This window comes from Bradyrhizobium sp. MI1.3 (assembly GCF_055811695.1).
This window is the reverse complement of sequence record NZ_JBVVPQ010000024.1, coordinates 16,771-33,675: the sequence shown is the minus strand read 5'-3', so window position 1 is coordinate 33,675 and position 16,905 is coordinate 16,771. Positions and strand designations below refer to the sequence as shown.

At 64.2% G+C, this 16,905-nt stretch carries 14 protein-coding genes and 1 pseudogene; 9 read left to right on the top strand and 6 right to left on the bottom strand.

The window, feature by feature from the left end:
• The first annotated feature begins 57 nt into the window (after window positions 1-57).
• Window positions 58-1,749 carry a benzoate-CoA ligase family protein gene (locus AC0L3A_RS19075; RefSeq protein ID WP_473254973.1) on the top strand — a complete coding sequence of 564 codons (1,692 nt, stop codon included), beginning with the start codon at window positions 58-60 and terminating at the stop codon, window positions 1,747-1,749.
• Window positions 1,750-1,770: 21 nt separating this feature from the next.
• A complete protein-coding gene (locus AC0L3A_RS19070; protein ID WP_219682413.1) occupies window positions 1,771-2,229 on the top strand; it encodes a RidA family protein in 459 nt (152 codons plus the stop codon).
• A gap of 45 nt (window positions 2,230-2,274) precedes the next feature.
• Here AC0L3A_RS19070 and AC0L3A_RS19065 read toward each other — a convergent pair whose 3' ends face one another.
• Window positions 2,275-3,003, bottom strand: coding sequence for a CBS domain-containing protein (locus tag AC0L3A_RS19065; RefSeq protein WP_473254971.1), 729 nt, complete (start codon window positions 3,001-3,003; stop codon window positions 2,275-2,277).
• 208 nt (window positions 3,004-3,211) lie between these two features.
• On the opposite strand from AC0L3A_RS19065, the gene AC0L3A_RS19060 reads away from it, so the two are divergent.
• Complete coding sequence (locus AC0L3A_RS19060; RefSeq protein WP_473254969.1) at window positions 3,212-5,059, top strand: PHA/PHB synthase family protein; 1,848 nt, start codon at window positions 3,212-3,214, stop codon at window positions 5,057-5,059.
• On the opposite strand, the gene AC0L3A_RS19055 is transcribed toward AC0L3A_RS19060, so the two are convergent.
• On the bottom strand, window positions 5,056-6,027 hold the full coding sequence (locus tag AC0L3A_RS19055; protein WP_473254968.1) for a CHAD domain-containing protein: 972 nt from the start codon (window positions 6,025-6,027) through the stop codon (window positions 5,056-5,058). The genes AC0L3A_RS19060 and AC0L3A_RS19055 overlap by 4 nt on opposite strands.
• 12 nt (window positions 6,028-6,039) lie before the next feature.
• Window positions 6,040-7,572 (bottom strand): annotated as a pseudogene (locus AC0L3A_RS19050) (bifunctional aminoglycoside phosphotransferase/ATP-binding protein).
• A 193-nt stretch (window positions 7,573-7,765) separates the two neighbouring features.
• Here AC0L3A_RS19050 and AC0L3A_RS19045 point away from each other — a divergent pair.
• Together AC0L3A_RS19045 and AC0L3A_RS19040 are read left to right on the top strand one after the other, a co-directional pair.
• Window positions 7,766-8,605: a universal stress protein gene (locus tag AC0L3A_RS19045; protein ID WP_473254967.1), complete on the top strand. Its 840-nt coding sequence runs from the start codon at window positions 7,766-7,768 to the stop codon at window positions 8,603-8,605.
• A gap of 69 nt (window positions 8,606-8,674) precedes the next feature.
• Window positions 8,675-11,368: a bifunctional acetate--CoA ligase family protein/GNAT family N-acetyltransferase gene (locus tag AC0L3A_RS19040; protein WP_473254966.1), complete on the top strand. Its 2,694-nt coding sequence runs from the start codon at window positions 8,675-8,677 to the stop codon at window positions 11,366-11,368.
• Between the two features lie 9 nt (window positions 11,369-11,377).
• Here the strand turns inward: AC0L3A_RS19040 and AC0L3A_RS19035 are convergent, their stop codons facing one another.
• Entirely contained in the window at window positions 11,378-11,866 is a 489-nt protein-coding gene (locus tag AC0L3A_RS19035) for a phage holin family protein (RefSeq protein ID WP_473254965.1), read from the bottom strand.
• On the bottom strand, window positions 11,867-12,142 hold the full coding sequence (locus tag AC0L3A_RS19030) for a hypothetical protein (RefSeq protein WP_473254964.1): 276 nt from the start codon (window positions 12,140-12,142) through the stop codon (window positions 11,867-11,869).
• Window positions 12,143-12,317: 175 nt separating this feature from the next.
• Between AC0L3A_RS19030 and AC0L3A_RS19025 the strand changes: the two genes are divergently transcribed.
• Genes AC0L3A_RS19025 through AC0L3A_RS19015 form a run of 3 tightly spaced genes read left to right on the top strand, consistent with a single transcriptional unit; the run spans window position 12,318 to window position 15,331 of the window.
• Window positions 12,318-13,454 (top strand): MlaE family ABC transporter permease, encoded by a 1,137-nt coding sequence (locus tag AC0L3A_RS19025; protein WP_354128474.1) that lies wholly within the window; start codon window positions 12,318-12,320, stop codon window positions 13,452-13,454.
• A gap of 2 nt (window positions 13,455-13,456) precedes the next feature.
• Window positions 13,457-14,224 (top strand): ABC transporter ATP-binding protein, encoded by a 768-nt coding sequence (locus AC0L3A_RS19020; RefSeq protein WP_219682423.1) that lies wholly within the window; start codon window positions 13,457-13,459, stop codon window positions 14,222-14,224.
• A 3-nt stretch (window positions 14,225-14,227) separates the two neighbouring features.
• Window positions 14,228-15,331, top strand: coding sequence for an ABC-type transport auxiliary lipoprotein family protein (locus AC0L3A_RS19015; RefSeq protein ID WP_354128473.1), 1,104 nt, complete (start codon window positions 14,228-14,230; stop codon window positions 15,329-15,331).
• 6 nt (window positions 15,332-15,337) lie between these two features.
• Here AC0L3A_RS19015 and AC0L3A_RS19010 read toward each other — a convergent pair whose 3' ends face one another.
• The gene (locus AC0L3A_RS19010; RefSeq protein WP_354128472.1) at window positions 15,338-15,655 is read right to left on the bottom strand and encodes a c-type cytochrome; all 318 of its coding nucleotides are present in this window, start codon (window positions 15,653-15,655) and stop codon (window positions 15,338-15,340) included.
• A 148-nt stretch (window positions 15,656-15,803) separates the two neighbouring features.
• On the opposite strand from AC0L3A_RS19010, the gene AC0L3A_RS19005 reads away from it, so the two are divergent.
• Window positions 15,804-16,514, top strand: coding sequence for a helix-turn-helix domain-containing protein (locus AC0L3A_RS19005; protein ID WP_473254962.1), 711 nt, complete (start codon window positions 15,804-15,806; stop codon window positions 16,512-16,514).
• The last annotated feature ends 391 nt before the right edge of the window (window positions 16,515-16,905 follow it).

Genomic DNA, 16,905 nt, shown 5'->3' with positions numbered 1-16,905 from the left:
CTAAAATGTTTCCGAGTTAGTGCTGCCGGGTGCTTTCCATGCTGAAAGGAGCGTGCGATGGCCAACGCCGCCAAGGTTCAAGTCTCGGGCTCGCGTGACGACAATGCCGCGACAGCCCATGTCGATACATTCGCGCGGCAACATCTTCCGCCAGCCGAGCTCTGGCCGGAATTCATCTTCACGCGACCGGAACTGCAATATCCGCCCCGCCTCAACTGCGTCAGCTATTTCCTCGACCGTTGGGTCGAGCAGGGACATGGCGACGCTCCCTGTGTGATCAGCCCCGCCGTCAGCTACACCTATCGTGAGCTGCAAACGGTCGTGAACCGCATCGCCAATGTGCTGGTCGGCAAGCTTGGTCTCGTCACCGGCGGGCGCGTGCTGCTACGCTCGGCCAACAATCCGATGATGGTCGCGACCTATCTGGCAGTGATCAAGGCCGGTGGCATCGTCGTGGCGACGATGCCGCTGTTGCGTGCGAAGGAGCTGTCCTATCCGATCCAGAAGGCGGAGATCGCATTTGCGCTCTGCGATGGCAAGCTCGCCGACGAAATGGAGAAAGCGAAAGCCGCAGCCCCCGGTCTCAAGCGCGTGGTCTATTGGGGCAACGGCAGCGGCGACTCGCTCGAGGCGCTGATGGGGGATGCAAGTCCGGAGTTCAGAGCTGTCGATACCGCCTCCGACGACGTCTGCCTGATCGCTTTCACGTCGGGCACGACCGGCGATCCCAAGGGCACCATGCATTTCCACCGTGACATGCTGGCGGTCTGCGATGGCTATGCGCGCAATATCCTGCGCGCGGAGCAGAAGGATCGCTTCGTCGGCTCGGCACCGCTCGCCTTCACGTTTGGCTTCGGCGGCGTGCTGTTTCCGATGCACATCGGCGCCTCCTTCGTCGTTCTGGAGAAGACCGCGCCCGACGACATTCTGAATGCGATCGAGCAGTACAAGACCACGGTCTGTTTCACCGCCCCGACCGCGTACCGGGCGATGATTGGCAAGCTTCCGGGCCGCGATATTTCGTCGCTCCGCAAGTGCGTGTCCGCCGGCGAGACGCTGCCCAAGCCGACATTCGATGCCTGGCTGAAGGCGACCGGCATCAAGCTGATGGACGGCATCGGCTCGACCGAGCTGCTGCACATCTTCATCAGCGCGACCGAGGACGAAATCCGCCCGGGTGCGACGGGCAAGCCGGTGCCTGGGTATGAGGCGAAGATCGTCGATGATTCGGGCAACGACGTTCCGCCGGGCGCGATGGGAAGGCTCGCGGTACGCGGGCCGACCGGATGCCGCTATCTCGCCGACGAGCGGCAGCGCAAATACGTCCAGAACGGCTGGAACATCACCGGCGACACCTATCTGATGGATAGCGACGGCTATTTCTGGTACCAATCGCGCTCAGACGACATGATCGTGTCGGCCGGCTACAACATCGCTGGCACGGACGTCGAGGCGGCGCTGCTTACGCATCCCTCCGTCCTCGAGTGCGGGGTGGTCGGCGCGCCGGACGAAGCGCGCGGCATGATCGTGAAGGCCTATGTCGTTGCCGCGCCGGGCGTTACGCCGGACGCCGAGCTCGTGGCTGCGTTGCAGGAGCATGTCAAACGCGAGATCGCGCCATACAAATATCCGCGCGCGATCGAGTTCGTGACGCAACTGCCGAAGACCGAGACCGGCAAACTAAAGCGCTTTGCCCTGCGGCAACTGGCGCAGACCGCGGTGACGTCCTCCGGCGTCGCGGCGGAATGAGAGAGGGATAGAGAATTGTCCGTGACGACGCCGAAAGGCCCGCAGCTCGCGGTGCTGCCGACAGCAGCCGAGGACGAAGCCCGCGCCAGGGCGCAGGTGCTCCAGCCGTCCGGTTGGCCGGTGCCGAAAGGCTATGCCAACGGCATGGCCGCCGAGGGACGCATCGTCGTCACTGGCGGCGTCATCGGCTGGGATGCCGAGGAGCGTCTCGCGGAGGGTTTTGTCGCGCAGGTGCGCCAGACCCTGAGCAACATCGCCGCGATCCTTGCGGAGGCCGGCGCGCAGCCCGAGCATCTGGTGCGCCTGACCTGGTACGTCGTCGACATGGACGAGTACCTGACGAACCTGAAAGAGCTCGGCAAGGCCTACCGCGCCATCTTCGGCGCGCACTACCCGGCGATGGCGCTGGTTCAGGTCGTCCGCCTCGTCGAGAAGGCGGCGCGAGTCGAGATCGAGGCCACCGCCGTCATTCCGCGCTGAACTGCGATCGGTGCGCGCTCAGCTTGCTTGGTCAGCTTGCCTTGGTCAGCTTGCCTTGGCGAGGTCATCGTCCTCGGGTGAGTTCAGATATATTCCTGACATGGTGTCGACCCAGCAGAGATGGTCATGCACCTTCTTCACGCCGTTGACGTTCTCCGCTGCGACGACCGCGGCCTGTCGCACGCGCTCCTCGGTGATGACGCCGCTGAGATGAACGATTCCGTCGCGGACGATGACGTTCAGCCCGAACGGGCACCAGTCGTTCTTCTCCATGGTATCGATGATGCGGCTGCGAATGTGATCGTCGTCCGCGGTCGGGTCGGGTACGTCTCGGGCGAGGTCCGCCACCGCCTGGAGCAGGTTCGCGCGCGACACGATGCCGACGATCTTGTCGCCGCGGATCACCGGTAGACGCTTCACATTGTTCCGTTCCATGAGATCGACGATCTCGGCAAGTGCCGTATCCTCGGTGATGGTCACTGGTGAACGGGTCATCACCTCCGAGACCTTGCGGCCGTGCTCGTGGACGAAGTCGCTGGCCGATTTGCCGGATCCGAGAATGAACCGCAGCCAGCGCCCTCGCTTGCGTCCCGTGCCGATTTCGCTGCGGCGGATGAAGTCGCCTTCCGAGACCACGCCGACCAGCTTGCCGGCATCGTCGACGACGGTGAGACCGCTGACATGCCGCTTCAGCATGATGTTTGCCGCCTCCACGATGCTGGTGTCTGGGGTAACCGAGATGACCGACCGGGTCATGATCTGATGGGCACGCATGCCGGACTCCGCTGGCTTGTCGAATATCGATGCGGGGAGCCTAGCTCTGGCGTCGTGCTGCGGCTTGACGCAGGTCAAAGGATGAATCGGGCTCTTCCCGGTTGAGCAATCGTGATCGATGCCCGGACTTGATGCAGCTCAACGCGCATCCGAAGCCTCGCCATATCCTGCTGCCACGCCGCCAAGAAGCGGGCAGGAACATTCAGCCATGAGCGTCGTGCAGATATTTCCAAGACACGAAGAGCCGTCCGCGCAGGCTCTCTCCGTCAGTCCTGTTGTTGAGCCCGAAGCCTCTACGACGGCCCCGGAAGCCCTGGCTGGAAGGCCCGTCGCCGCCGATTCCCTGCCTGTATCGGAGCCATACCCTCTTGACCGCGCGTTTCATGCGATGCTGGCGCGGTTGACGGGCGGGATTTCGCCGCTGGCCTTGTCGCTCGCCTGGCTCGATTGGAGCTCTCATCTGGCTGCGGCGCCCCAGCGTCAGGTGGAGATTTCGCGCAACATGCTTCGCGACATGGGCCAGTTTGTGGAAGCCGCCGCGCATGCGACGTCGCAAAAACCGTGGTCCGTGATTGCGCCGCAGGGGCGGGATCGTCGCTTCAGGGGGCCACAGTGGGAAGCCGCACCGTTCAATCTGCTTGCGCAGGCGTTCCTGCTCGGAGAGCGCTGGTGGCACGATGCCACGACCGGCGTACGTGGCGTGTCGCACGCAAATGAAGCCATCGTCGAATTTTCGATGCGTCAGATGCTTGACATGCTGGCGCCGTCGAATTTTGCGGCGACCAATCCGCAAGTGCTGGAGAAGGCGTTCCGGAGCGGCGGGGAGAATTTCGTATTCGGCTGGCAGAACTGGTGCAGCGATCTGATGCGCCTGCTCTCCGCCGCAAGGCCAGCGGGTGACGAACAGTTTATCGTCGGCGAGACGGTCGCGGCTTCGCCGGGCAAGGTCGTTTACCGCAATGAGTTGATCGAGCTGATCCAGTACCAACCCACGACTGCGCAAGTGCGACCCGAGCCGATCCTGATCGTGCCCGCCTGGATCATGAAGTACTACATCCTCGATCTGTCGCCGCAGAATTCTCTGGTGAAGTATCTGACCAGTCAGGGTTTCACCGTATTCGCGATTTCCTGGCGAAATCCGGATGCCAAAGATCGGGATGTTGCTTTCGACGACTATCGCAAGCTGGGTGTCATGGCGGCGCTGGACATGATCGGCCGGATCCTGCCGGGCCGGAACACCCATGCACTCGGCTACTGCCTGGGCGGCACATTGCTGTCGATCGCCGCGGCCGCGATGGCACGCGATGGCGACAAGCGACTGTGCACGATCACCCTGCTTGCCGCACAGACGGATTTCACCGAGGCCGGCGAGCTGACGCTCTTCATCAACGAGAGCCAGGTCGCCTTTCTCGAGGACCTGATGTGGCAGCGGGGCTATCTGGACACGACGCAGATGGCCGGCGCGTTCCAGCTGTTGCGCTCCAATGAACTGATCTGGTCGCGGCTGTCGCATGACTATCTGATGGGCGAGGGTGCGCCACCGAGCGACCTGATGGCCTGGAACGCCGACGCCACGCGGCTGCCCTTTCGCATGCACTCGGAATATCTGCGAAAGCTATTCCTGGGCAACGATCTGGCCGAGGGCCGCTATCGTGTCGAGGACAAGAGTGTTTCGCTTTCCGACATCCATGCGCCGATGTTCGTGGTCGGCACGCTCGCCGATCACGTGGCGCCGTGGCGATCCGTCTACAAGATCCACTACCAGGTCGATGCCGACGTGACCTTTGTATTGACCGGCGGCGGCCACAATGCCGGCGTCGTCGCGGCGCCGGACGAGTCCGGCCACAGCTATCAAGTGCTGATCAAGGCCGCCGATGCGCCCTATGTTGGCCCGGACGAATGGTTGAAGCTGGCGCCGCGAGTCGAGGGATCGTGGTGGCCGGAATGGGCCGAATGGCTGGCCGCACGCTCCGGGTCGCCCTGCGATCCGCCGCAGATCGGAGGCGGAGACCTTGACGGTCTGCCGGACGCGCCAGGAGACTACGTCCACACCTAGTCCTCAGGCTCCGCATTCGGCGCAAGGTCGGCGGAGCGGAACGGCTTGGCCTTGTCGAGTTTCCGGTAGGCGCGCGAGGCGGTCCGCAACAGTTTCTTTTCGCGCTTGCGGTTGAGGAAGCGAATGCCCGCCTCGGGGACGGCCCCGTTCAATGACGCCGCCAGGGTTTGCCCCCGCGCATCGTCGTTCAATCGCCCGAGGGATTTTTGCGCCTTGCGCAATTGCTTGAGGATCGACTTCTGCTTCGTCAGCGATTCGTCGGCGAACAGGTCGTCCAGGGACTCGATCGAATAGGTCAGTCGTTTGTTGAGAAGCCGCAGCTTGTGCCGTTTCTCGACGTCGAGCTTGCGGAGCTTGCGTGCTTTCTTGAGCAGCGTTTTTTCCCATTCCGTGAGTTTCTCTGTTGCGTGGTCGGCGAGCGTGCAGCGGCGTAGCCTGATAGCTTCCCTGCTGCGCCGGGTCGACCAGGGGCCGCTCTCGATCCAGGCTGACGTCTGCTCGACGAGACGGCGATATCGCGCGGATTGCAGCGCGCGCGCCAGCAGGCGGTGGCTCTCGGCACGCTTCTCGTCCCAGTGCTGGAGCTCGGCAATCACGGTCAACTCGCCTCCACTCTCGGCGATGACCCGCTCGATCGCCACGTCCAGATCCCGTACCATGCCGAGCTGGCTGTTCAGCCATTTCAGTTCGGTCCAGACCTCCGGCCGTATGGCATCATCGACCATCGGCGAGAAGAAGCGGATGGCGGTGCGCAGATGCGTCAGTGCAATCCGGATCTGGTGCAGTGCCTCCGGATCGCCGCGGCAGGTGCCGTCATGCTGGGCGAGAACGGCGGCGAGGTGACGGCGGGCGACGATCCGGAACGCCGTGTCGCAGACCATGCCGGGGCTGAGGCGGCCGGGCAGGGCATTGCGCCTCGCCGCAGGCTTGACGCGCGCGGCCGTCGAACTCGTGCTGGGTCGCGCCATTTGCAGATTGCCTTACTTGCTCTCGGCGATCGCGTCCCGGCAGTTCTGGAGCGTCTGCTCTTGCGTCCCGGATGCATCGATGGTCGCCCAACCGATATGGCCGATATTATAGTGCTCTTGCCGCTCGGCAACCTCCTGCGTGGCGTCGGATGCGTCGCCCCGGCGGCCGCCGATCCGCGCCTGCCGGGTCGCAAGGTCCGCAATCAGAAATAGGCCGCTCAGCGGCACGTTGCGCTCGCGCGCCAGTGCGGCGACTGTGTCTCGTTAGCCCTCGCGGGCTAACACGCCGTCGATGATCGCTGAATGGCCTTGCGCCAGCACCCGCCCGGCGTGACGAGCCAACATGTCGTAAACGCGGGCCGTGACCTCCGGCGTGTATGCGGATGCCGGCAGCCGGTCCGTGTCATCGACCCCGAACATCTGCTTGCGGACCAGGTCGCTGCGCAGCACGACGGCGCCCGGCTGCGGCGTAACGTCCGGCGCGAGCGCGCGTGCCAAAATCGTCTTTCCGGTGCCTGACAGTCCGCCGATTGCAATCAGCCGGGGGGCGGGCGGCTGGATCAACGCGCGCGCAAGGCCAAAATAGCGCCGTGCCCCGTCGAGAATGCTGGGATCACCGGAATGCGGCGGCTTCAGCCGTGCCAGCGCGACCTGGGCGCGGATCGCCGCCCGGACGGACATGAACAGCGGCAGTGCGGAGAGCGCGTCGAGATTTTCGACCGGAGTCGCGGCGAGATAGCGGTTCAGCACGATGTTGGCCGCCCGTGGTTGATCGTGGTGCACCAGGTCCATTAATCCGAATGCGAGATCGTAGAGCACGTCGGTGGTTGCCATCTGGGCGTCGAACTCGATGGCGTCGAACAGCACCGGCCGCTCGTCGATCGCCACGATGTTCGCGAGATGCAGGTCGCCATGGCAGCGGCGCACGAAGCCTTGACGGCCGCGCTCTTCGAGCAAAGGCCGGAGGCGGAGGAACATTGCGTGCGAGTCTCTGCCCAGTTCTGCGATCTCTTCGGCTTCGAATTGATTGCCGGTCCGCAGGCCATTGCAGTTGCCATCGATCAGCCCAGGGATGGAGGAAACCCACGCGTTGCCGCCGGCGCGAACAGCCTGCGCATGGGAAGCCACGATCGCATCGGCGACGGCCGAGGCAAAAGTGTCATCCAGCGCTCCGGACTTGGCCAGATGATCCAGCGTCCGGCTTTCGTCGAAGCGCAACATCTCGACCGCAAACTCGATCGGCCGGCCGCTTCCGTCCACCTTCACCGATCCATCGGGCTCTTCCGTGATCGCCACGACGCGGTGATAGATCTGCGGCGCCAGCGGCCGGTTGATCCTGATCTCCTCCTCACACGCCGCCTTGCGCTTCTCGAGCGTCGAATAATCGAGGAATGGAAATTGCACGGCGCGCTTGATTTTCAGAGCACGCTTGCCTTCGAGAAAGACCGAAGCTGCGTGCGTATCGATCCGCCTCACGTTCGGATGATCCGCGGAATTGGTGAGTGCCGCAAAGATCCGGTCCTGGGTCGCAGAATCGTCTGTCATTCCAGCTGGTACGTCCAGATGCGTCGGAAGGCGGCTCGCTCCGCGATCAAGGTAATCCATAGAAGCAGATCGCGGCCAGTCCTTGACTTCGGTCAAAGCCTGTCTCCTTCCGACCGGTCGGAGTTCCCGGGCTTGACGAGGATCAAGCGTCCCAACCAAAGCCAGCCTATTCTGGCGCCTGAGGAGAATCCCGATGCCCATCAAGGACGTCTTTCTGCCGCTCGTCGGCCAGCCACGCGGCCCGGCCCTTGCTGCGATCGAGAAATGCGTGGCCGTTGCCGCCGACCTCGGCGCCAGGATCACCGCGCTTGCACTCGAAGAGGATGTTTTCGTGCGGCCGAAGGTGATGCTCCCCGATGATTCCGATGCGGCCGAGGCAAACGGCTCGCTTGGGGCGGGCGACGGTCAGGATCTCCTGGGTGCGTTCACCCGCGCAACCTCCCGCACCGGCATTCGCGCTCAAAGCCGGTCGGCCAAGGTGCCGGCAGACCAGATCGCGTCAGTCCTGGCCGAGCACGGGCGCTTCAGCGATCTCACGCTGGTCCCCGTGAAGCCGCACGACAGCCGAACCGAGCACATCATCGAGACGCTCCTGTTCGAATCCGGACGGCCAGTGCTGCTCTGCCCGGAGCAGCATGTGGACGAACTGCGCCCGGAATTCGAGAACGTTATGATCGCCTGGGACCACTCCGCGCGTGCGGCGCGTGCGGTCGGCGACGCGCTGCCTATCCTTCAGGCAGCAGCCCTGGTCCGCGTGGTGACCGTGGCGGACGACAAGTCCGAGGCGATCGTGCAATCCGGGACGGCTCTGGTCGATCACTTGAGGGAACATGGGGTCTACGCCTCGTTTGAAACCGTGGCGGGCGGCGGCAGCTCGATTGGCAAGGTGCTCGGAAGCTGGGCGAATTCCCATGCCATCGATGCGATCGTAATGGGCGCCTACCATCATTCGCGCCTGAACGAGATCGTTTGGGGCGGTGTGACAAAGACCGTCATTGGCGAGCCACCGTGCTGGGTTATGATCTCGTACTAGGCGGGTGGCCAGTTTATCGGCCTGATCGTCAACCATCGGAACCGCCACCGACCGGGCGCATTTGCTTTCATGTCAACCTATCGTCTGAAGAACCTGCTGTCGCCGCGTTCGGTCGCGCTCGTCGGTGCGAGCGCCCGCCCGGTCTCCGTCGGACGCGCCGTTCTGGAGAACATCCGTAAGGCTGGATTCACGGGACAGTTCGGCCTCGTTAATCCGCGCCATGCGGAGATCGGCGGCGTCACGGCCGTGGACAGCCTCGATCAATTGCCGTTCGTGCCCGAGCTCGTGATCATCACCGCGCCGGCGCGCGCGGTTCCCGGCATTGTCGATCAAGCCGGGCGACGCGGCTCGGCGGGCGCCCTGATCGTCTCGGCCGGGCTCGGCCATGGACCGGGGTCCCTCCACGAGGCCGCCATCACTGCGGCCCGCAAATACGGCATGCGGCTGATCGGGCCGAACTGCCTGGGCATCATGATGCCCGGCGTGAGCCTCAATGCCAGTTTTGCTGCGCACATGCCGGGGCCGGGGAATCTCGCGCTGATCTCGCAATCAGGCGCGATCGCGGCCGGCATGGTCGATTGGGCCGCACAGCGCGGCGTCGGCTTCTCCGGCATCGTCTCGATCGGCGATCAGATCGACGTCGATATTGCCGATCTGCTCGACTATTTCGCGATGGATCACAAGACCCGCGCGATCCTGCTCTATATCGAAGCCATCAAGGACGCGCGCAAGTTCATGTCGGCCGCGCGTGCCGCGGCGCGCGTGAAGCCGGTCGTCGTGGTGAAGTCCGGCCGAATGGCGCAGGGCGCGAAGGCGGCTGCCACCCATACCGGTGCGCTTGCGGGCGCCGACGCCGTCTATGACGCGGCGTTCCGCCGCGCGGGCGTCCTGCGGGTCTCCGATCTGCGCGAGCTGTTCGATTGCGCCGAGACGCTCGGCCGCGTCGAGTCGCCGGCGGGAAAGCGCCTCGCCATCTTGACCAATGGCGGCGGCATCGGTGTCCTCGCTATCGACCGGTTGGTCGAGCTCGGCGGCATTCCGGCGAGCCTCTCGGCGGACGCGCGCAAGAAACTCGATGACGCGCTGCCGCCGACCTGGTCCGGCGCAAATCCCGTCGACATCGTGGGCGACGCCGATGCGTCGCGCTATGCGGCGGCGCTCGACGTGCTGCTCGGCGATCCCGACAACGACGCGGTCCTCGTCCTCAACGTGCAGACCGCGATTGCCTCGGCTGCCGAGATCGCAACGATGGTGACCGAACGCGTCAAGGCGTATCGCGAGAAGCACCGCAGTTGGGCCAAACCCGTGCTCGCCTCTTGGATCGGAGCAGACCAGAACATCATCGAAACACTGTCCGGTGCGGGCATCCCGAACTATCCGACCGAGGATGACGCCGTGCGCGGCTTCATGTACCTCGTGAGGCATCGCGAAGTCGTGGAGGAGTTGAGCCAGGTTCCACCCGCAATGCCCGACACGTTCGTGCCGGACGCACGTGCTGCGAAGCAGATCGTAGCTGCCGCCCTGGCAGACGGCCGCCAATGGCTCGAACCCGTCGAGATCAAGCACCTGCTCGAAGCGTACGATATCGCGATGGTGCCCACTTACGCCGCGGCCGATGTCGAGCAGGCGGTGGCCTACGCGGAAGACATCTTTGCTCAAGGCGCCACCGTCGTGCTGAAGATCATGTCGCGCGACATCGTCCACAAATCCGATGTCGGCGGCGTCGTGCTCAATCTGACGACCGTCGAGGCGGTGCGCGCCGCCGCCACCGACATTCTCGCCCGGGCGAGCAAGCTGCGTCCCGAAGCTCGCATCGAGGGCGTCATCGTGCAGGCGATGGTCGTCAAGGCGAAGGCGCGCGAGCTGATCCTGGGCCTCGCCGACGATCCGACCTTCGGGACCGTCGTGGTATTCGGCCGCGGCGGGACCGCGGTCGAGATCATCAACGACAAGGCGCTTGCCCTGCCGCCGCTCGATCTGCAACTGGCCCGCGACCTGATCGACCGCACGCGCGTGTCACGGCTGCTTCGCGCTTACCGGGACGTGCCGGCGGTGAAGCCCGACGCCGTCGCCATGGTCCTGGTCAAGCTGGCGCAGATGGCCGCCGACATTCCCGAGATCCGCGAATTCGACATTAATCCGCTGCTGGCGGATGAAACCGGCGTGACCGCGGTCGATGCCCGCGTCGCGGTCGGGCTGCCGCAACGGAAGTTTGCCGGCTCCGGCGCCGCCAACTTCGCCGTTCGGGCCTATCCGTCGCAATGGGAGCGCCGCCTCAAGCTCAAGGAGGGCTGGCGGATCTTCGCGCGGCCCCTGCGTCCGGAGGACGAGCCGACCATCCACGCATTCCTGGGTCATGTCACGGCGCACGATCTTCGTCTGCGTTTCTTCGCGCCGATGAAGGAGTTCACCCACGAGTTCATCGCGCGCCTGACCCAACTCGACTATGCGCGCGCGATGGCCTTTATCGCATTCGACGAGGCGACCGGCGAGATGGTCGGCGTGGTCCGCCTCCATTCGGACTCGGTCTACGAGAGCGGCGAATATGCAATCCTGCTGCGGTCCGATCTCAAGGGCAAGGGACTGGGATGGGCCCTGATGCAGCTGATCATCGACTACGCGAGATCGGAGGGGCTCAAAGCGATCTCCGGTGATGTTCTCAGGGAGAACACAACGATGCTCGAAATGTGCCGGCAGCTCGGCTTCGAGGTGAAGCCGGATCCCACTGAACCGGATATTTGCGACGTCAGGCTGAAACTCTGAGCGCGACCGCTATGAGCGCGCTTCAGCCGAATTTGCCGCGGCGGAGTCCTTGGCCGTTCTCCGCAAAGTCTTGATCAGGACCGCAATCAGCGGCACCAGCACGGGCAACATCGTGCTGAGCGGATGATGCACGGCGCCCGACATTTGGGCCTGGAATGTGCGTGCCTCGAGTTGAAGCGCTTCGATGGATGCGCCGTGAATCTCGTTGGCGAGTTCGATGTCGCGGCCTGCAGGACGCCGGCCGGCAATCACAAAGAGAATTGCGGCGATGGCAAAATTGACAGCGCCGAGGATGGCGGCCGCGCCAATGGCACTCCAGATCTGCACCAGTGCGAAGTAGGCGGAGAGCTCCAGCATCAGGAGTCCGAACGCGGCGATCAGCGCCGCAAAGGCGCGCAGGCCTAGGCCGATCAGCAGGTGGCGCAGCCTGATGTCCGCGATGATCCTGTCGGTACGCCAGAGCACACGCAGATGTTTGACGACATTCTCCGTGTTCACCTAGTGCCTCCGCAGCATGAAGCCGACGACCACGCCGAGCGCGAAGGCCGAGGCCAGTGATGTGATCGGGCGGTCCGCAATGAGGCCCTGAAGCTGCTGCTGCTCCTCGTCGACGGTCTCGCCGAGCTCGGCGAGCGCGGCCCTGATCTGATCGGCAAGCGCCTCCGCGCGGTCTTTCGAACTGTCGAACATCTCCTCGCCGGCCGTGCTCAGCAAGCGTGTGACGTCAATCTTCAGCGCGCGCAGTTCTTCGCTCATTCTGTCGCTGTCGAACATGGATCTGATTTCCCCGTTAATGGAAACAAACCTAGGACCCACTGGTCCGACCGCGCTTGATTTGCGTCAAGGAGGCAGACGCGTCGTGGTCTTGAGACAGGTCAAACCGGCTGCCACATGCTGGCCTAGAATGACCGGCTGAATGGGGACCGGGTTGTCCCGATGAGGTGGAAGCGTGAACTCCGAACCGCTGTTGCTGGCAACGCCCTCCGGCGAAGAGCTGAAATTGTGCCCGGAAGGGCCGTGGATTGCCGCGAACGTGTCGATGCTGGAGACATTGTCCCGGTCGGTCGGGGCGGACGTCGATCAATCCAGAGCCGTGACCTTGGACATGTCGGGCGTCAGCGCGCTCGACACGCTGGGCGCCTGGGTCCTGGAAAAGCTGTCGCGCAGGGCTTCATCGTCCGGTCGATCGACCGAATTTATCGGGGTCGCCGACCATTTCAGTGGCCTGATGGACGAGGTGCGTCAGGTCAACCGCCACACGCCGCTGCCGACGCCTGCACCTAACCCGGTTCTGCTCAGACTGAACGATCTCGGCAAGTCCACGGTCGGCGCGCGTGAAGACATCACGATCTTTCTTCAAATGCTGGGCGCGTTGTGCATGGCCGTGATCGGCGTGCTGCGCCGGCCGCGCTCGCTGCGACTGACATCGCTGATCTATCAGCTCTATCGCATCGGCTGGCAGGCCATCCCCATCGTCGTGCTGATCACCTTCCTGATCGGCGCCATCATCGCCCAGCAGGGATTTTTCCATTTCCGCAGGTTCGGCGCGGAGTCCTACACCGTCGACATGGTCGGCATCCTGGTGCTGCGCGAGCTCGGGGTGCTGATCGTTGCCATCATGGTCGCCGGCCGCTCGGGAAGCGCCTACACCGCCGAGCTCGGCTCGATGAAGATGCGCGAGGAGATTGATGCGCTCTCGACCATGGGCCTCGATCCCGTCCACGTCCTGATCCTGCCGCGGGTTGCGGCCCTGGTGATTGCGCTGCCGATCCTTGCTTTCATCGGATCGATCGCCGCACTCTATGGCGGCGGCCTGGTCGCGCAGTTCTACGGCGGCATGGCGCCGGCGATCTACATCGCGCGGCTGCACGAGGCGATCTCGGTCACCCATTTCGAGGTGGGCATCCTGAAGGCGCCGTTCATGGCCCTGGTGATCGGAATCGTGGCCTGCAGCGAGGGCTTGCGTGTGAAGGGCAGCGCCGAGTCGCTGGGACGACAGACCACAACGTCGGTGGTCAAGTCGATCTTCCTGGTGATCGTGCTCGACGGCCTGTTCGCGATCTTCTTCGCCTCGATCGGAATGTGATCATGGGCGAATCGCAAGAGCAGTTCGCGATCCGCGTCCGCGACCTCGTGGTCGGCTTCGGCCGGCAGACCGTGCTCGATCATCTGTCGCTCGACGTGCGCCGGGGTGAGATCCTCGGACTCGTGGGGGCGTCGGGTGGCGGCAAGTCGGTGCTGATGCGAACCATCATCGGCCTCATCCCGCGCCAAGGCGGGACCATCGAGGTCACGGGACGGCCAATCGGCGGCCGCACCGAGGGCGCGGCCACGACATGGGGGATTCTGTTCCAGCAGGGCGCGCTGTTCTCCTCGCTGACGGTCCGGCAGAACATCCAATTTCCGCTTCGTGAAAATCTCGTCCTGTCACAGGAGCTGATGGACGAGATCGCGATCGCCAAGCTCGAAATGGTCGGGCTGCGGGCGCAGGATGCCGATAAATATCCGGCGGAGCTATCCGGCGGCATGACCAAGCGCGTCGCGCTGGCGCGCGCGCTCGCGCTCGATCCGCCGATCCTCTTCCTGGACGAGCCGACCTCGGGCCTCGATCCGATCGCGGCGGGTGATTTCGACGCGCTGATCGCGACCCTGCAAAAGACCCTCGGCTTCACCGTCTTCATGGTTACCCATGATCTGGCGAGCCTGACAACGGTCTGCGATCGGGTCGCTGCTCTTGCCGACGGCAAGATCGTGGCGATCGGTCCGATGCGCGACCTGCTGCAATCCGAGCATCCCTGGGTGCGCGCCTATTTCCATGGCAAGCGCTCGCAGATGCTGCAACACGAGATGAGATGAGACATGGAAACCCGCGCTCCCTACGTGCTGATCGGCAGTTTCGTCCTGGCCGCGATCCTCGCGGTGTTCGGCTTCGTCTATTGGCTGAACAACACCGGCGGCATCGGGCCGCGCACGAGCTATCACGTGCAATTCCAGGGCCCGGTGCCCGGTCTTCTGGTCGGCGCCGGCGTGCTGTTCAACGGCATCCGCGTCGGCGAGGTCACCCAGCTCGGGCTTGCGCCGGACAATCCACGCTTTGTCAATGCGACGATATCGGTTGCTTCAACCACGCCGGTGCGCGCCGACAGTAGGGTCGGGCTCGATTTTCAGGGGCTGACCGGCGTGCCGGTGGTGACGCTGGAGGGAGGCGTCATCGTCACCAAATCCGGCGAGCCCCCGACCTTGATTGCCGAGGCCGGTGCGGGCCAGAGCATGACGCAGGCCGCGCGGGATGCACTGCGGCGGGTCGACACCGTGCTGGAGGACAATTCGGGCCCGCTGAAGGACACCATCGCCAATCTCAAGACCTTCTCCGACGGCCTTGCGCGCAACACAGGCAAGATCGACGGCATTTTGGCGGGCCTGGAGAAGATGACCGGCGGCGGAACGCCGGCGCAGAAAGTCACCTATGACCTGCGCACGCCGCAGAACCTCGGGCCGGCCGGCAAGACGCTCTCGACGTCACTGGCCATTCCCGAGCCGACGGCGGTCGCCATGCTCCAGACCCAGCGCATGCTGTTCGCCCCTGGCGGCGACAATCCGGGCTTTGCGGACTTCCTCTGGGCCGACAGCATTCCCAAGCTGGTGCAGGCGCGGCTGATCGACAGTTTCGAGAACTACGACATCGCCCACGCGCCGTTGCGCACGGCCGATCTCGGGCAGGCGGACTATCAGCTGCTGATCGACATCAGGCGCTTCCGCATTGCCACGGAGGGGGAGGCACGGGTCGAGATCGGACTGTCGGCGCGGATCGTCGACAAGAACGGCAAGGTGATCGCCTCGCGTCTCCTCGACACCAGCGAAAAGCTCGACAAGGTCGAGCCGGCCGCGGCGGTCGCAGCGTTCGATACGGCCTTCACGCGCATCGCGAAGGAGCTGATCGGCTGGACGGTGCAGGCGGTGTGACGCCGGCTATTCCAGGGTCTTGAGGTAGGACAGGAGATCGTGGATCTGGTCCGGACTGAGCTCGAAGGCCGGCATGTCGGCGTGGCCGGTGTTGATGCCCTCGGCCAGCGCCTCCCCAAGGCTCTCGACGGGATAGCGTTGGTGCAGGGCGCGCAGCGGCGGTGCGATCTTGAGCGGACTGTTCGACGCACGGTCGATCGCGTGGCAGCGCGCGCAATTGGCTCGCGCAAAGACTTTGCCGCGTTGTTCGGCGGTCGGGGCTGCCAGGGCAGGCGTCATCAGAAGCAACCCAATCAACCCGCGACGCAGCGTTCCTTGCAGCATGTAAAGTGGCCCCGGTTAAGTCCGGGAGAAGAATAGGGCGGGGATTCCCTCCAAAATTGATCTGGGTCAACCGGCTTTGGCGCAGTGCAGTAAAATGCAGCCGCGCGACGGAATGGGCCTGATGGGCAGCCCGCGCTTGGAGCGCTCGATGAAGCCCGTAGTCACGATTGAGCCGAACTGGCAGCTTTGCAGCGATTGCGCCGTCCGCGCATCAGCGGTTTGTTCGTCGCTGGATGCGGTCGAGCTTCGGGAATTCGAGCATCTCGGCCGGCGCGTCCATTTTTCCTCAGGCGAGACTGTGTTCTCCGAAGAGGACATCACGACCTCGTTCTACAATCTCGTCGAGGGCGTCATGCGGCTGTACAAGCTGCTGCCCGACGGCCGCCGGCAGATCGTGGGCTTTGCCTTGCCCGGCGATTTCCTGGGGATGAATATTTCGGGCAGGCACAATTTTTCGGCCGATGCGATCGGCGCGGTGACCGTATGCCAGTTCGCGAAGGCACCCTTCGGCCGTTTCATTGAGGACCGGCTGCACCTCCTCAGGCGGATCAACGAGCTGGCGATTCGCGAACTGAACCAGGCCCGGGACCACATGGTCCTGCTCGGCCGCCGTTCGGCGGACGAAAAGGTTGCGGCCTTTCTGCTCGGCTGGCGCGAGCGGCTGGTCTCGCTGAAGGGGGCATCGGACACGGTTCCGCTTCCGATGAGCCGCCAGGACATCGCCGACTACCTCGGCCTGACCATCGAGACCGTCAGCCGCACCTTCACCAAGCTGGAGCGCCACGGCGTGATCGAGATCATTCATGGCGGCATCAGCCTGCTCGATCCGGCGAAGGTCGAGGCCCTGGCCGCAGCCTGATTCCGACGCAGCGCGGCTCGATTTTGATCGGGATCAATGCATTCGGCCGCGTGCCCCGAATAATGCCTGAAACCACAGGGGAGGGCATCATGCCGGCTGACGCGTTGCTTATGAGCATCATTGTCGTGGCAATCTTTGTCACATTCGCCGGGGCTCTGGCCTGGGCAGACCGGCAAACCAGCGCGGGCCCGCTCAAGTCAGACGTCAAGCGTCGAAGCTCCTGAGATTAGGGTCGCATTTTGTGGCGCCCGCGGCGCGGGCTATGCCGTGCGAACTCGGGACGATTGGCAGCGCCTCAACGCAAGGCGGCGTGCGGCGCTTGCAACTCTGCATCGCCTAGGACGCATTGGCTCATCCTTCGGCTGCCGGCTTCACGCCTGACCGCGGCATT